Source organism: Streptomyces misionensis, assembly GCF_900104815.1.
GTDB classification, from domain to species: Bacteria; Actinomycetota; Actinomycetes; order Streptomycetales; family Streptomycetaceae; genus Streptomyces; species Streptomyces misionensis.
Genome location: NZ_FNTD01000004.1, coordinates 7039395 through 7052041, shown reverse-complemented (window position 1 = coordinate 7052041; position 12647 = coordinate 7039395). Strand labels below are relative to the sequence as shown.

The 12647-nt window shown below is 73.7% G+C and carries 14 protein-coding genes and 1 pseudogene; 10 read left to right on the top strand and 5 right to left on the bottom strand.

What is annotated here, in order from left to right:
* Positions 1-115: 115 nt before the first annotated feature.
* The 3 genes from BLW85_RS33400 to BLW85_RS39595 all read left to right on the top strand — a co-directional run bounded on the left by BLW85_RS33400 (position 116) and on the right by BLW85_RS39595 (position 1819).
* Positions 116-874 (top strand): SDR family oxidoreductase, encoded by a 759-nt coding sequence (locus BLW85_RS33400; RefSeq protein ID WP_074994888.1) that lies wholly within the window; start codon positions 116-118, stop codon positions 872-874.
* 16 nt (positions 875-890) lie between these two features.
* A complete protein-coding gene (locus BLW85_RS33395; RefSeq protein ID WP_074994885.1) occupies positions 891-1556 on the top strand; it encodes a TetR/AcrR family transcriptional regulator in 666 nt (221 codons plus the stop codon).
* Between the two features lie 107 nt (positions 1557-1663).
* On the top strand, positions 1664-1819 hold the full coding sequence (locus tag BLW85_RS39595) for a hypothetical protein (RefSeq protein ID WP_167381451.1): 156 nt from the start codon (positions 1664-1666) through the stop codon (positions 1817-1819).
* Between the two features lie 390 nt (positions 1820-2209).
* On the opposite strand, the gene BLW85_RS33385 is transcribed toward BLW85_RS39595, so the two are convergent.
* A complete protein-coding gene (locus BLW85_RS33385) occupies positions 2210-3364 on the bottom strand; it encodes an enolase C-terminal domain-like protein (protein ID WP_074994881.1) in 1155 nt (384 codons plus the stop codon).
* Positions 3361-3546 (bottom strand): hypothetical protein, encoded by a 186-nt coding sequence (locus BLW85_RS33380; RefSeq protein WP_143060486.1) that lies wholly within the window; start codon positions 3544-3546, stop codon positions 3361-3363. Before BLW85_RS33380 ends, BLW85_RS33385 begins: the two co-directional genes overlap by 4 nt.
* A gap of 169 nt (positions 3547-3715) precedes the next feature.
* Between BLW85_RS33380 and BLW85_RS33375 the strand changes: the two genes are divergently transcribed.
* Both BLW85_RS33375 and BLW85_RS33370 read left to right on the top strand, forming a co-directional pair.
* The gene (locus tag BLW85_RS33375; protein WP_074994877.1) at positions 3716-4117 is read left to right on the top strand and encodes a hypothetical protein; all 402 of its coding nucleotides are present in this window, start codon (positions 3716-3718) and stop codon (positions 4115-4117) included.
* 58 nt (positions 4118-4175) lie between these two features.
* On the top strand, positions 4176-5957 hold the full coding sequence (locus tag BLW85_RS33370) for a glycoside hydrolase family 15 protein (RefSeq protein ID WP_074994875.1): 1782 nt from the start codon (positions 4176-4178) through the stop codon (positions 5955-5957).
* Between the two features lie 98 nt (positions 5958-6055).
* Here BLW85_RS33370 and BLW85_RS33365 read toward each other — a convergent pair whose 3' ends face one another.
* Positions 6056-6712, bottom strand: a complete 657-nt coding sequence (locus BLW85_RS33365; RefSeq protein ID WP_074994872.1) for a hypothetical protein — start codon at positions 6710-6712, stop codon at positions 6056-6058.
* 207 nt (positions 6713-6919) lie between these two features.
* Between BLW85_RS33365 and BLW85_RS33360 the strand changes: the two genes are divergently transcribed.
* Both BLW85_RS33360 and BLW85_RS39590 read left to right on the top strand, forming a co-directional pair.
* Positions 6920-7183, top strand: a complete 264-nt coding sequence (locus BLW85_RS33360; protein WP_070026084.1) for a GlsB/YeaQ/YmgE family stress response membrane protein — start codon at positions 6920-6922, stop codon at positions 7181-7183.
* A 151-nt stretch (positions 7184-7334) separates the two neighbouring features.
* Positions 7335-7430: pseudogene (locus BLW85_RS39590) on the top strand.
* A gap of 61 nt (positions 7431-7491) precedes the next feature.
* Here the strand turns inward: BLW85_RS39590 and BLW85_RS33355 are convergent.
* Complete coding sequence (locus tag BLW85_RS33355; protein WP_244174957.1) at positions 7492-8346, bottom strand: LysR family transcriptional regulator; 855 nt, start codon at positions 8344-8346, stop codon at positions 7492-7494.
* Positions 8347-8511: 165 nt separating this feature from the next.
* Complete coding sequence (locus BLW85_RS33350) at positions 8512-8973, bottom strand: SsgA family sporulation/cell division regulator (RefSeq protein ID WP_070026083.1); 462 nt, start codon at positions 8971-8973, stop codon at positions 8512-8514.
* Positions 8974-9428: 455 nt separating this feature from the next.
* Here BLW85_RS33350 and BLW85_RS33345 point away from each other — a divergent pair, with 455 nt between their 5' ends.
* The 3 genes from BLW85_RS33345 (at position 9429) to BLW85_RS33335 (ending at position 12536) form a co-directional block, all read left to right on the top strand.
* A complete protein-coding gene (locus tag BLW85_RS33345) occupies positions 9429-10595 on the top strand; it encodes an MFS transporter (protein WP_425275376.1) in 1167 nt (388 codons plus the stop codon).
* 113 nt (positions 10596-10708) lie between these two features.
* A complete protein-coding gene (locus BLW85_RS33340; RefSeq protein ID WP_074994867.1) occupies positions 10709-11632 on the top strand; it encodes an LLM class F420-dependent oxidoreductase in 924 nt (307 codons plus the stop codon).
* Positions 11633-11711: 79 nt separating this feature from the next.
* Positions 11712-12536 carry a DUF1684 domain-containing protein gene (locus BLW85_RS33335; RefSeq protein WP_074994865.1) on the top strand — a complete coding sequence of 275 codons (825 nt, stop codon included), beginning with the start codon at positions 11712-11714 and terminating at the stop codon, positions 12534-12536.
* Positions 12537-12647 lie beyond the last annotated feature (111 nt).

Genomic DNA, 12647 nt, shown 5'->3' with positions numbered 1-12647 from the left:
TGCGGTCAGGCCGCTTGCGCGGTCGACCGCATCGTGCGGTCGCAACCATTTTGAACGGAGCGCTCCGCTCCGATAGGTTGCCCGCAGAACTCACCGTTCTGCATTCGGAGGACTCATGAACACGACGAGCAAGCCGACCGCCCTGGTCACCGGTGGCAGCCGGGGCATCGGCGCGGCCACCTCACGTGAGCTGGCGGCCCGTGGCTACCGCGTGGCCGTCAACTACGTCTCGAACCGCGACGCCGCCGAGCGGGTGGTCGAGCAGATCCGGGGCAACGGCGGCGAGGCCTTCGCCGTGCGGGCCGATGTGCACGACCCCCGCGAGGCCGCGGAACTGCTGGAACGTTCCTTGGCCGACGGACGTCTGGACGTCCTCGTCTGCAACGCCGGTGCCCGCTTCGTCCCGACCCCGCTCCCCGACCTCTCCTGGGAGGACTTCCAGGCGAAGGTGACGAACGAACTCGCCTCCGTCTACACCCTCACCCAGCGGGCGCTCGCCGTCATGGGCGCGCAGGGCGGGGGCCGGATCGTGTACGTCTCCAGCGCCGTGGCCGACGGCCCGCCCACCGTGGGCATGGCCGCGCACGGCACCGCCAAGGCCGCGCTGAACACCTTCGCCCGCTTCGTCGCCTACGAGGCCGGCCCGCTCGGCGTCAACGTCAACGTCGTCGCACCCGGCTTCGTGCGCACCGAGGCCAGCGCCGGGCAGCCGCTGGAGTTCCAGCGGCGCCTGGCCGAGCACACCCCGCTCGGGCGAGTCGCGGAACCCGAGGACGTCGCCAGGGCGATCGCCGCACTCGCCGGAGCGGACGCGGGCTTCGTCACCGGGGCCGTGGTCACCGTCGACGGCGGTCACGGAGTGGGACGCCGCTGAGGGAGAATGGCGCGCCATGGGTGACATGTACGCAGGCCGACCCCGGGGCCGACAGCGGGAGGCGGACCGCAACGACGCCCGCCTCTTCCAGGCCGCGCGCGAGGTCTTCGCCGAGCGCGGCTGGGACGCCCCCGTCTCCGAGATCGCACGCCGCGCCGGCATCGGGATGGGCAGCCTGTACCGGCGTTACCCCAGCAAGGAACTGCTGGCCCAGCGCATGCGGATCGCGGGGATGGAACAACTCGTCACGCAGGCGCGCACGGCGCTCGCAAAGGAGCGCGACCCGTGGGCCGCCCTCGTCCGCTTCTTCCGCGACGCGTTGACCGACCAGGACACGGGCGGCCCTCTCCTGCCCCTGGTCGGTGGCCGGCTGCCGGCCACCGACGAGGTGCTGGCCGCCGCCGAACGGCTGCGCGCCGCCCTCGACGACCTCGTGGACGGCGCCCACCGGGCGGGGGTGCTGCGCGCCGACTTCACATCCGCCGACATCCCGTTGCTGCTCGAACACCTCTCCCCGCGGATCCCCGTCGCCGCCGAGCGCGCCACCGCGCTGCACCTGCGCTACCTCGACCTGGTCCTCGCCGGCCTGCGCGCCCCGGACCCCGGCGCGCCCGCGGGCCTGCACGGTCCCGGACCCCGGTGGGCGGAGCTGCGGGACCTGTGGAACGCGCCGGAAGGCTGAATCCGTAGCGGCGGGGATCGGACGGAATGCCGGCCCCGCACCTGGCCCTGTCGCCCGAGACGCTCCGTGTGCCGGGGAGCCGGCCGAGGGTACCCGGAGGTGCGGAGGTGCAGCGGAAGAAGGCGATGGCAGTGAACGTCGAATACGGAAAGATCCTTTACCTGGCGGCCGGGGTGCAAGACCTCTTCCCCTGGTTCGCGGTGATGTTCGGGATTCTGGCCGTGACCCTCGTGGCCATGCTGCTGAAGACCAGGCACCACTGACCCACAGCCGCCCTGGCCTCATCGCCGTACGCAGCGGGCGACCGCCGGTTCCTGCTCCGGGCCCATGCCGCCGGTGGCGCGGTGGTGGCAGTGGCCCCGGAGCAGCGCCGAGCCGTCGAGCTTCGGCGGCTCGATGCCGAAGGTGCCGGCCGCAGCACACCAGCACGACGCAGGTCGATGCCCGCCACGAGCTTGACGACCTGGGCGAGGCAGATCCCCGGAGCGCCCCGGGCCCGTCGGACACTCGACGTCAGCAAGCTGGAGCGGGCCGTCCCCGGCGCCGCCAACCTCGCCACCCATACACCGGGCGGGTGGGTCTTGGCCGGGGTCTCACGGGTCGCCCGGCGGGGTGGCTTCGCCATCGGTGTCGACTTCCCTTCGCCGGCTCGGTCAGGTGGGCCGGCGTCCGTAGACGCGGTAGCGCTCGGCGTCGGGCCACTTGATCTCCAGGCCGAGGCCGGGCCGCGAGGTGTCCGGGCGCAGGGCACCGCCGTCGGGCGACAGCGTGCCGTCGAACAGCAGGCCCTCGCACCGCACGTGGTCGTGGAAGTACTCCAGGTGCCGCAGCCGGCGTACGGCGCAGAAGGCGTGGGCCGAGACGGCGGGGGCGCAGTGGGCGGACAGGTCCAGGTGGTGGGCCGCCGCGAGGCCGGCCGTCTCCAGTACGCCGGTGATGCCTCCGCACCGGGTGACGTCGGCCTGGAGGCAGTCCACGGCCGGGCCCTCGACGAGGTTGACGAAGTCCTGCGTGGTGTAGGCGTACTCCCCGGCCGCGATCTCCAGCAGGTCCGGGCCCCGCTCGCACAGCAGGCGCAGTCCCTCCAGGTCCGCGGAGCTGACCGGCTCCTCGAACCACCGCACGTCCCACTCCTCGTGGAACCTGCGCGCCCAGTACGACGCCTGCTTGCGGCCCAGCGCCCCGTTGGCGTCGGTGAGGATCTCCGGGTCGTCGCCGATGGCCTTGCGGACCGCAGCCAGGCGCCGCGGGTCTTCTCCGGGGTGCCGGGAGGTCTTCAGCTTCACGCGCGGGATGCCCTGCTCCACCCATCGGGTGAGCTGGTCGGCGAGGCGGTCCAGGGGGTAGTTCGTGAAGCCGCCGCTGCCGTACACCGGGACCCGGTCGTGGTACGCCGGGAGCAACCGGACCAGCGGCAGGCCGAGGAGCCGGGCCTTGAGGTCCCACAGCGCCACGTCCACCGCGGACAGGGCCATGGCGCCGACACCGGGGCGGCCGGCGTTGCGGATCCGCCGCCCCATCAGCTGCCACAGGGCCGGGGGTGCCGTGGCGGGCTGTCCGTTGATCACCGGCGCGAGTAGGGAGTCGACGAACGAGGCGACCGAGACGTCCCCGTAGGTGTAGCCGAGGCCCGTTCGGCCGCCGGCGTGCACCCGGACCAGGACCATGGTGGTGGAGTCCCATTCCAGCGTGCCGTCCTGTTCCTTGCCGTCCGGGCCGTCGGTCGGCACCTCGAAGGCGTGCACGTCCACCGCTTCGATGCGGCATGCCGGCCGATCCGGCCCGGCACCGGTCTCCGCGCCGCTCACGAGTGCCGTCCCGGCAGGTGCCCGGCGGCCTCGGTGAGCTTCTGGCGTACGCCCTTGGCGGCGATGCACGCCCGCTCCGGGTCGCGAACGGCCGCCTTGGCGGCCTCGTCGATCCGCGGGGACGTGAGCGCGCCGTCGGTCTCGGGCCGCCCCGGCGGGCGGAGGGTGGTCGGGGCGATCATGTGAGCCTCTGCGCTGGCGGGCTTGCTGGGGTGCGGCATGGGTATCCCGATTCCTCGGATTCACGCGAAGTCCACCCGCTCGGCGCGGATTCGGGGTGAACCCCCGGGTGGAATGGGTAGTCCGGGTTTCGCGGGTACCGCCGTACCGTCCGGCCGGAGGGAGTCCGCCGTGGAACTCGTCGCGCACTCGCCCCGCGCACGGAAGCCGACGACGGCCGCCACGACCGCGGTCCGCGTCGCCTGGGGCGCCGTCCTCACCGCGTGTCCGGCCGCCGTGCTGCGGCGCTGCCCGCGCACACCGGCGAGTACGGCCGCGGACACCGTCGTCCGGCTGCTGGGGGCCCGCCATGTGGTGCAGGGGCTCGCCACGGCCGCGGGAGTCGTGCCGGCCGCGTGGACCGTCGTGCCCGATGGCCTGCACGCGGCCACGATGGCCGGGCTGGCGCTGGGCAGCGAGCGCTGGCGCACGGCGGCCTGCGTGGACCTCGCGGTCGCCACTGCCTTCGCGGCGGCCGGGCTGCGCGCCACCCGGACGGCCCCGGCCGCCGGCCGCCCCCGGCACCGGCGCTGACGCCCCCCTCCGACGCACGCTTCGTTTCCCGACGGGGCAGCCGGGAAACCCCTGTGCCATGAACGAGCGAGTCGGCGCACAGGCAGAGGTCGGGGGCGGGGGCTGCCCGCCCTGGGTGCTGCGGGAGTACGGGGTGCTCGCCGACGGCGAACGCGGCGCCGTGGTGGACCCCGAGGGACGGATCGTCTGGCTGTGCGCGCCCCGCTGGCACAGCGACGCCGTCTTCTCCGCCCTGATCGGGGGCCCCGGGTACTTCAGCGTCGAACCGGTGGACCGCTGGCACGTGTGGGGTGGCTACTACGAGGACGGCACCCTGATCCGGGTCAGCCGGTGGGTGAGCTCCGACGCGGTGATCGAGTGCCGCGACGCGCTGGCGATGCCGAGCTCGGTGGACCGGCTCGTGCTGCTGCGCAGGATGCGCGTCGAACACGGTGCGGCACGGCTGCGGCTGACCCTCGATCCGCGGCCCGGCTTCGGCGCGGGCCGGGTGCGCGACCCGCGGCCGGCGGACGGCGTGTGGACCGCGGACGCCGACGGTCTGCGGCTGCGGCTCGCCGGCGCCCAGGACGCCCGGTGGCACCCGGAGGCCGGGCTGTGCGGGGAGTTCCGGCTGGGCAAGGACGAGCACCACGACCTCGTCCTGGAACTGTCGGAGCACGAGAGCACCGAGCGCCTGGAGCCGGACCGGCTGTGGGAGGCGACGCAGGACGCCTGGCGGCGGGCGGTGCCGGACTGCTCCGAGCTGGCCGCACCGCGCGACGCCCGGCACGCCTACGCCGTGCTGCGCGGCCTGACGAGCTCCTCCGGGGGCATGGTCGCCGCCGCCACCACCTCGCTGCCGGAGCGCGCCGACACCGGCCGCAACTACGACTACCGTTTCGCCTGGATCCGCGACCAGAGCTACGCGGGCCTCGCGGTCGCCGCCCACGGCCCGCACGAGCTGCTCGACTCGGCGGTGCGCTTCACCACCGAACGCATCCTGGCCGACGGCGAGGGCTTGCGCCCCGCGTACGACGTCGGCGGCGGACGGGTCCCGCGGGAGCGCGGGCTGCCCTTCCCCGGCTACCCGGGGGGCCAGGACCGGATCGGGAACCACGCGGCCGAGCAGTTCCAGCTCGACGCGTTCGGGGAGGCGCTCCAGCTGTTCGCCGCCGCGGCGCACCACGACCGGCTCACCCCCGACGGGGAGCGGGCGGCCGTCGTCGCGGTCGAGGCGGTGGAGCGCAACTGGAAACAGCCCGACGCGGGGCTGTGGGAACTGGACGAACGGTGGTGGACCCAGTCCCGGCTGAGCGTGGTCTGCGGTCTGCGCCGGATCGCCGCGGTGCTTCCGGCGCCGCTGGGGCGGCGCGGCGCCGACCTCGCCGAGGCCGTGTTCGCCGAGACCCGGCGCCGCTGCCTGCGCGCCGACGGCCGCTGGCGCCGGGCCGCCGACGACGACGGTCCGGAGGCCGCGCTGCTGACGCCGCTCGCCCGGGGCTGCCCGTCCGCCGACGACCCGAGCAGCGCGGTCACCCGCCGCTTCGTCGAGGACGAGCTGGCCGAGGACGGCTACCTGTACCGCTTCCGTCGCCCCGGTGTCCCGCTGGGCGAGGCCGAGGGGGCGTTCCTGCTCTGCGGTTTCACCATGGCGCTGGCCACCGACCGCCTCGGCGACCGGACCGGCGCGCTGCGCTGGTTCGAACGGACCCGGGCGGCGTGCGGGCCGTCCGGGCTGTTCGCGGAGGAGTACGACGTGCGTCAGCGCCAGCTGCGCGGCAATCTGCCCCAGGCGTTCGTGCACGCCCTCCTGCTGGAGTGCGCCGTGCGGCTCAACGACGCGTCGACGCTGCCCGGGTGACCCGCCGGGGCAGCCGGGCCGTGACCCGCCGGCGCCCCGCCGGTGACCTGCCCCGGAGCACCGCGCCGGACGGCGCCGCGCATGAACGGCAGGGGTTGCTACGCCCGGGGTGTGCCGTCCCAGCGCCATGTGGTGAGACGAGGGTGTCCGGGCAGTTCGGCCCGCCCGGTGGCCCACAGAAGGGTGGTCCAGGGGTCCGTGGCGGACGGCGCGTTCGGGAACAGCCTGGCGAGCACCCGCGCGCACACACCGGCAGGCGGGTTCCACGCGAGATCGAGCCCTTGCACCAGGTCGTGCGTGTGCACGAGGGTCTCCACGATGCCCATCGCGGCGAAACCTTCGGGATCCGAGATGCCGAAGACATGGTGGGCACGCGCCCGCGGAGGCGTCGTGCGCACCATGGCGACCAGCAGCGCGCCGCTCGCCTCCAGGACCTGGAGCAGACCGGCGGGCCCCGCTTCGCGGTTCGCGTGAATGGCGTTCGCCGGGCCGCCCGGCCGCCGGCTCTCCCACACGAAGGGCACCTCGCCGTCCAACGGTGGTGTCCGGGGACCCAGTTGCGCAGCATAGGCGAAGAGATCGTCGCTGAGGTGCTCGACGGTTTCCCAGCGGTCCCATTCCAGCGAACCGGCCTTGCCTTCCCAGGCGTCCGGGGGTGCCTCGCGGAGGACCGACACGGCGAGCCGCACGGCGAGGCCGAGGTCGTCCGCGGTGACACGGGGCCGGGAGAGCGCGGTATCGGCTGATCGGGACATGGCAGGACCGTACCGCGCCCGGAGCGAACGGCCGCTCCCTTTTCCGGGACCGCCGGTCCTGGCCGACGGCTGCCCGGCGGGCCTCGACAGGGTTCGTACAGCCACCCGGCGTACCGCCTGCATACGCCGTCCCATCAGGGATATGCGCATGGATGTACGTGGGAGCCCCGCACCGGGGGTGACACAGCGGAACGGAAGGAAGACCTCGTGGGCATCATCGCCTGGATCCTGATCGGCCTCATCGCGGGCGCCATCGCGAAGGCACTGACCCCCGGCAAGGACCCGGGCGGTTGCCTGGTGACGATGGTGATCGGCATCGTGGGCGGGCTGCTCGGCGGCTGGCTGGGGAAGGTGATCTTCGGCGTCCACTCCATCAACGGCTTCTTCCACCTCTCCACGTGGATCGCCGCGATCGTGGGTTCCGTGATCGTGCTGCTGATCTACCGCCTGGTGACCGGACGATCGCGCTGACCGTGGCCACGGAAGAGGGCGGCTCTCGCGGGAGCCGCCCTCTTCGTGTGCACGGCGAGCCGCGTCAGCTCGTCGTCAGCCTCGGGTCAGCGGGCCCCGGCACAGTGGTTGTCGTGAACGGAACGGGCCCCGAGGGCCCGGCCGGGAGCAGGGAGAGGTGCCCGGAGCGGTTCAACGGGGACCGGCGAGCATGGCTCGGAGGTCGGGTCCGCGAGGACCCACGCAGGTTCGAATCCTGCCCTCTCCGCAGACGGACGGCGCGCGTCGCCCGCACGGCGACGGCGTTCCCCGACCGGTCGCGGTTCGCGTCACCCGATGTGCTTCAGCAGCGCGGCGACCGCGGGGGGCGCCTCGCCCGGGGGCCGGACCACCATGATCTTCCAGTTCGGTGCGTGCCGCTGGAACGGGTGCTGGCGCAGGTCGCCGAAGCGGTCCGCGATCGATCGGGGCATGATGCACACGCCCAGGTCGTTGCGGACCAGCTCGGCCGCGGCGACGATGTCGTTGACCTCGAACGTCGTGCTGCGTTCGACGCCGGCGGCGCGGAAGGCCCGGTCGACCGCGTAGCGGATGGCCCAGCCCGGCGAGAAGTCGACCAGGGGCAACTGGGCGAGGTCGGCGAGGTCGACCTCGTGTGCCGGATTCGTACCCGGGAGTTCCCGGTGGGCCGACGCCACGAGCACCATGTCCTCACGGGACAGCAGGCGCGTGGTCAGTCCGCGTTGCTGCTGCCGGTCGAGGGCGACGACCGCCAGGTCCACGGTGCCGTCGCGCAGTGCCTGGCGGATGTCGGCGACCGCGGCCTGCCGCAGCTGCACCACCACGCCCGGATGCTCGGTGCGCAGCGCCGCCAGGGCATGGTGCAGCCCCGCCCATACGCCTTGCATGGTGCCGACCGTGACCCGTCCGCGCAGCTGTCCCTTGACGGCGTCGACCGCTTCCCGGGTCAGTTCGGCGGCGCGGAGGGTGGCCCGGGCGGCGGGGACGAAGGCCTCGCCCGCGGGGGTCAGGGCGACGCGGTGCGTGGTGCGGTCGAAGAGGGGGGTGCCCAACTCGCGTTCCAGGGACCGGACCGTGCCGGACACCGCGGACTGGACCACGTGCAGGCGCCGTGCCGCCGCCGTGAAACCGCCCGTGTCGGCCACCGCGACGATGACTTCCATCTGTCGCAGATCCATCATCAGCTCCCGCTCGCCGGCGCTTCGCCCGGTGCGAAGACGGCCGTCACCGCTGCATCGTATGCGGGCACGGGCAAGGGATCACGTGGGGGACAAGGTGCAGACGGCCGGGGCGGCCCGGTCGAGCGCCCGGTGCCGCGGGCGGGAAGCTCAGCGGCCGTCGAGCAGTCTGCCGACGAGGACGTCCCAGTCGATCCACTGGTTCTCCTCGCCGGGCGGAACCGCCACCCAGGTGCGCACCAGCCATTCGCGCAGCGGCTGACTGGGAACGTCCAGCAGGACCGAGCCGGTGCGGTCCCGCAGGAAGAGCCGCGCGTCCGGCCTGTCGTTGCAGCGGCACGGCGGCCAGATGCGCACGTCGCCCTCTCCGGACGCCCGGTGCAGCCCCGACTGGAGGAGGTCCCGGGCGAAGGACCAGCGGGCGCTGCCCGAACCGTCGGGCCTGGGCAGTTCCAGGAGCATGGTGAACGGCTCCAGCCGGTCGTAGGAGAACCGCACGGTGACCGGCACCGTCCGGGTCCGGCCCATCACCATGTGGGCGGTGACGCTCAGGGCGATCGCACCACTCGGTTCCCGTACGCCCTCCTCCGGCAGCGGGTGCTGGTTCACCATGGTTCTACCTTGATCTCTTTCGGCGATGTGTGCGTCGGGGCGATCGGACTCACGGGGGTCGGCGACGGCCGCCCGGCTCGGCCGGAAGCGCATTTTCTCTTCATTACCGTAGGGCCCGGCCGCCCGGGGACTTGCCGGGAAACGCACGGGGGATTGCCCGGGGAGGTACTTCCGGCCGCTGCGCCTGCCCGGCGGCGGGCCACCGGATTACGCTGCGTCCGGCGTCATCTGCGATCAAGATGACTGACTTCACGAACCATCGCGCCGGGAGCGGAAGAGCAGAGCCCGGCCAGACGCTTACGCCTGCGTGTCGGCAGCGAAGGAGCCGCCGGCCCACCGCAGGACCCCGTTCCGAACCCGATCTCCCGGTTCGCCCGTCGAAGAAGGTGCACATGTCTTCCGCGTCAACCGATGCCCACAGCCGCCGGCCCGCGACCGCCGAAGCCCCTCATGGCGTGCCGGGCTGGCTGGTCGCCCTTCTGGCGGTCGCCTCCGGCATGACGGTCGCCAACCTCTACTACGCCCAGCCCCTGCTGTCCACGCTGAGCGACGTGTTCCACACCGGAACGGCCGCGGCCGGCACCTTGATCACCCTCACCCAGGTCGGCTACGTGATCGGCATGCTCTTCCTCGTACCGCTCGGCGACCGGCTGGAGAAGCGCAACCTGGTCGCCGTGATGCTGGCGGTCACCACCCTCTCCCTGCTGGCGGCGGGCCTGGCCGTCAACTTCCCCATGCTGCTGATCGCGTCGCTGGTCAGCGGCGCCACCTCGGTCGTCGCGCAGATACTGGTGCCCTTCGCCGCGAGTCTCGCGCCCGACCACGCCCGGGGCCGCATCGTCGGCCGGGTGATGAGCGGCCTGCTCACCGGCATCCTGCTCTCCCGCACGCTGAGCAGTCTGGTCTCCGACCTCGCGGGCTGGCGCGTCGTCTTCCTCGGGTCCGCCGTCCTGATGGCGGTGCTCGGCGTGGCCCTGCGCGCGGCCCTGCCGCGGCACGCGCCCACCACCACCCTCCCGTACCACGAGGTGCTGCGCTCCACCTTCCGGATGGTGCGCACGCACCCGGCGCTGGTGCGCCGCGGTCTCTACCAGGCGGCCATGTTCGGCGCGTTCAGCGCGTTCTGGACCACGGTCTCCTTCGTCCTGACCGGCCCCCGCTTCCACTACTCGTCGATCGGCGTGGGTGTCTTCGCGCTCGTCGGCGCGGCCGGCGCGGCCGTCGCCCCGTTCGCAGGGCACTGGGCCGACCGAGGGCTCGTCCGCCCGGTGACCGGCATCGCCTTCGTGGTGGCCGCCCTGGCGTTCGCGCTCGCCGGGTTCGGCGGGCACAGCATCGTCCTGCTCGCCCTGGCCGCGATCCTCGTCGACATGGCCGTCCAGACCAGCCTCATCCTCGGCCAGCACACCGTGTACCAGCTGGACCCCGCCGCCCGCGCCCGTCTCAACAGCGCCTTCATCGCCATGTTCTTCGCCGGGGGCGCCGCCGGTTCCCAGCTCGGCTCCGCCGTCTACCACGCGGGGGGCTGGACGGCCCTGACCGTCCTCGGCGCCGCCCTCGCGCTCGCGGCGCTCCTCTACTGGAGCACCGAGCGACGGGGTGGCGCGGCAGCGACCCGGTGACGCCGTCACCGTGAGTGCCGTACGGGCGAGGCGGGCGCCCGTACACACGACTGACAAGAAGCTGTCACACACGATCCGGAATGCCGCCCCGAAGGGCGTCCGTTCTGACTGTCATGACTGTTGGAGTAGCACTCGACGCGTCCCAGGCGCAGAACCAGGTCGACGCCGCCGTGCGGCTGGCCCAGGAGGCCGCGGCCGCCGGTCTGCGGTCGGCCTGGTTCGGCCAGACCTTCGGCGCGGACTCGCCCCAGCTCGCCGCGCTCGTCGGGCGCGCGGTACCCGGACTGCACGTGGGCACCTCCGCGATCCCCGTCTTCGGCCGGCACCCGCTGCTGGTCTCCAGCCAGGCCCAGACCGCCCAGGCCGCGACACACGGCCGCTACCACCTCGGGCTGGCCCTGGGCACCAAACTGCTGACGGAGTCCGGCTTCGGCCTCCCCTTCGAGCGCCCCATCGCCCGCCTCCGCGAATTCCTCGTCGCGCTCAGGCAGTTGACCGAGACGGGAACGGCCGACTTCCACGGTGAGCTGCTCACCGCCGCCACCCCGGTGCCGGCGCGTGTACCGGGCGCCGAGGGCGGGGTCCCCCTGCTGGTCGCCGCGATGGGGCCGCAGGCGCTGCGGGTCAGCGGCGAGCTGGCGGACGGGATCCTGCCGTACCTGGCGGGCCCGCGTGCCCTGGCGGAGCACATCGTCCCCGCCCTGACCGCAGCGGCGCAGGCCGCCGGCCGTCCCGCGCCCCGGATCGTGGCCCTGGTGCCCGGCGTGGTCACGGACGACGTCGACGCGGTGCGGGCGAAGGCCACCGAAACCCTCTCGTTCTACGAACAGATCCCGTCCTACGCGCGGGTCATCGAACTCTCCGGTGGCCGCCGGGCCGCCGACCTGGCCGTGATCGGCGACGAGAAGGCCGTCGAGGCCGAGGTGCGGCGCTACCGCGACGCCGGGGCCACCGAGGTCGTGTTCACCGGGACCGAGATCGCCGGGGACGCGGACCGCCGCCGCACCTGGGCGCTCCTCGGCGAACTGGCCGGATGAGCCGGCCCAGCGGCACCGGCCCGACCGGCTGCCCCGTCCCCCCGTGCGAGGCCGGGCCTCGCGTGACGAAGGAGAACCGATGACCACCGAGGCCACCGCGACGGACCTCCAGGAGTTCACCGAGAACTGGCGGGAGTGGTACCGCGCCCAGGAGGCCAGGATCGCCGACCCGCACGGGTTCCTGGCCATCACCGACCTGCACTGGCTCGACGAGACGTCGCGGCGTTTCCCCGACGCGCCCGGCGCGTGGCACACCGGTCCCGACGGGGTGGTGGTGCGCCTCGACGACGGGGAGGAACTCGTCGTCGGCGGAACGCCGGTACGGGGTGAACACCGCTTCGGCGTGCTCGCCGAGCGCGGTGGCGTCGACGCGGTGTGGGGGGACGCGGTCATCGAGGTCGCCAGGCGGGGCGGCCATGACATCGTGCGCCCCCGGCACCCGGACGCGCCGCTGCGTACGGCCTTCACCGGGACGCCCGCCTACGCCCCCGACCCGCGCTGGGCCGTGACGGGCCGCTACGTCCCCTTCGACGAGCCGCGGCCGACCACCGTGGGCGCGGCCGTCGAGGGCCTCGAACACGTCTACGACGCCCCGGGCAGGATCGAGTTCGACCTGCTCGGGCAACGGCTCTCCCTGACCGCGTTCCCCGGTCCCGGCGCCGGCCGGCTGATGGTGCTGTTCACCGACGCGACCTCCGGGGTCACCACCTACGCCGCCAACCGGGTACTGACCGTCGGGCCACCCGCCGCCGACGGCACGGTCGTCCTGGACTTCAACCGCGCCGCGAACCTGCCGTGCGCCTACACGGACCTGGCCACCTGCCCGCTGCCACCGGCCGAGAACCGGCTGCCGGTGGCGATCGAGGCGGGTCTGCGGATCCCCCGCGAGCGCGGCGGGTCCTGAGCGGCTGCGCCGGCCGCGGCGGACGCTCCTCGCAGCGGGCCGGGCGGGGGGGACGGCGGCGGGCGGCCGCCGTCCCCCCGCCCGGGGCGGTCACTTCTCCCAGCCGACCGT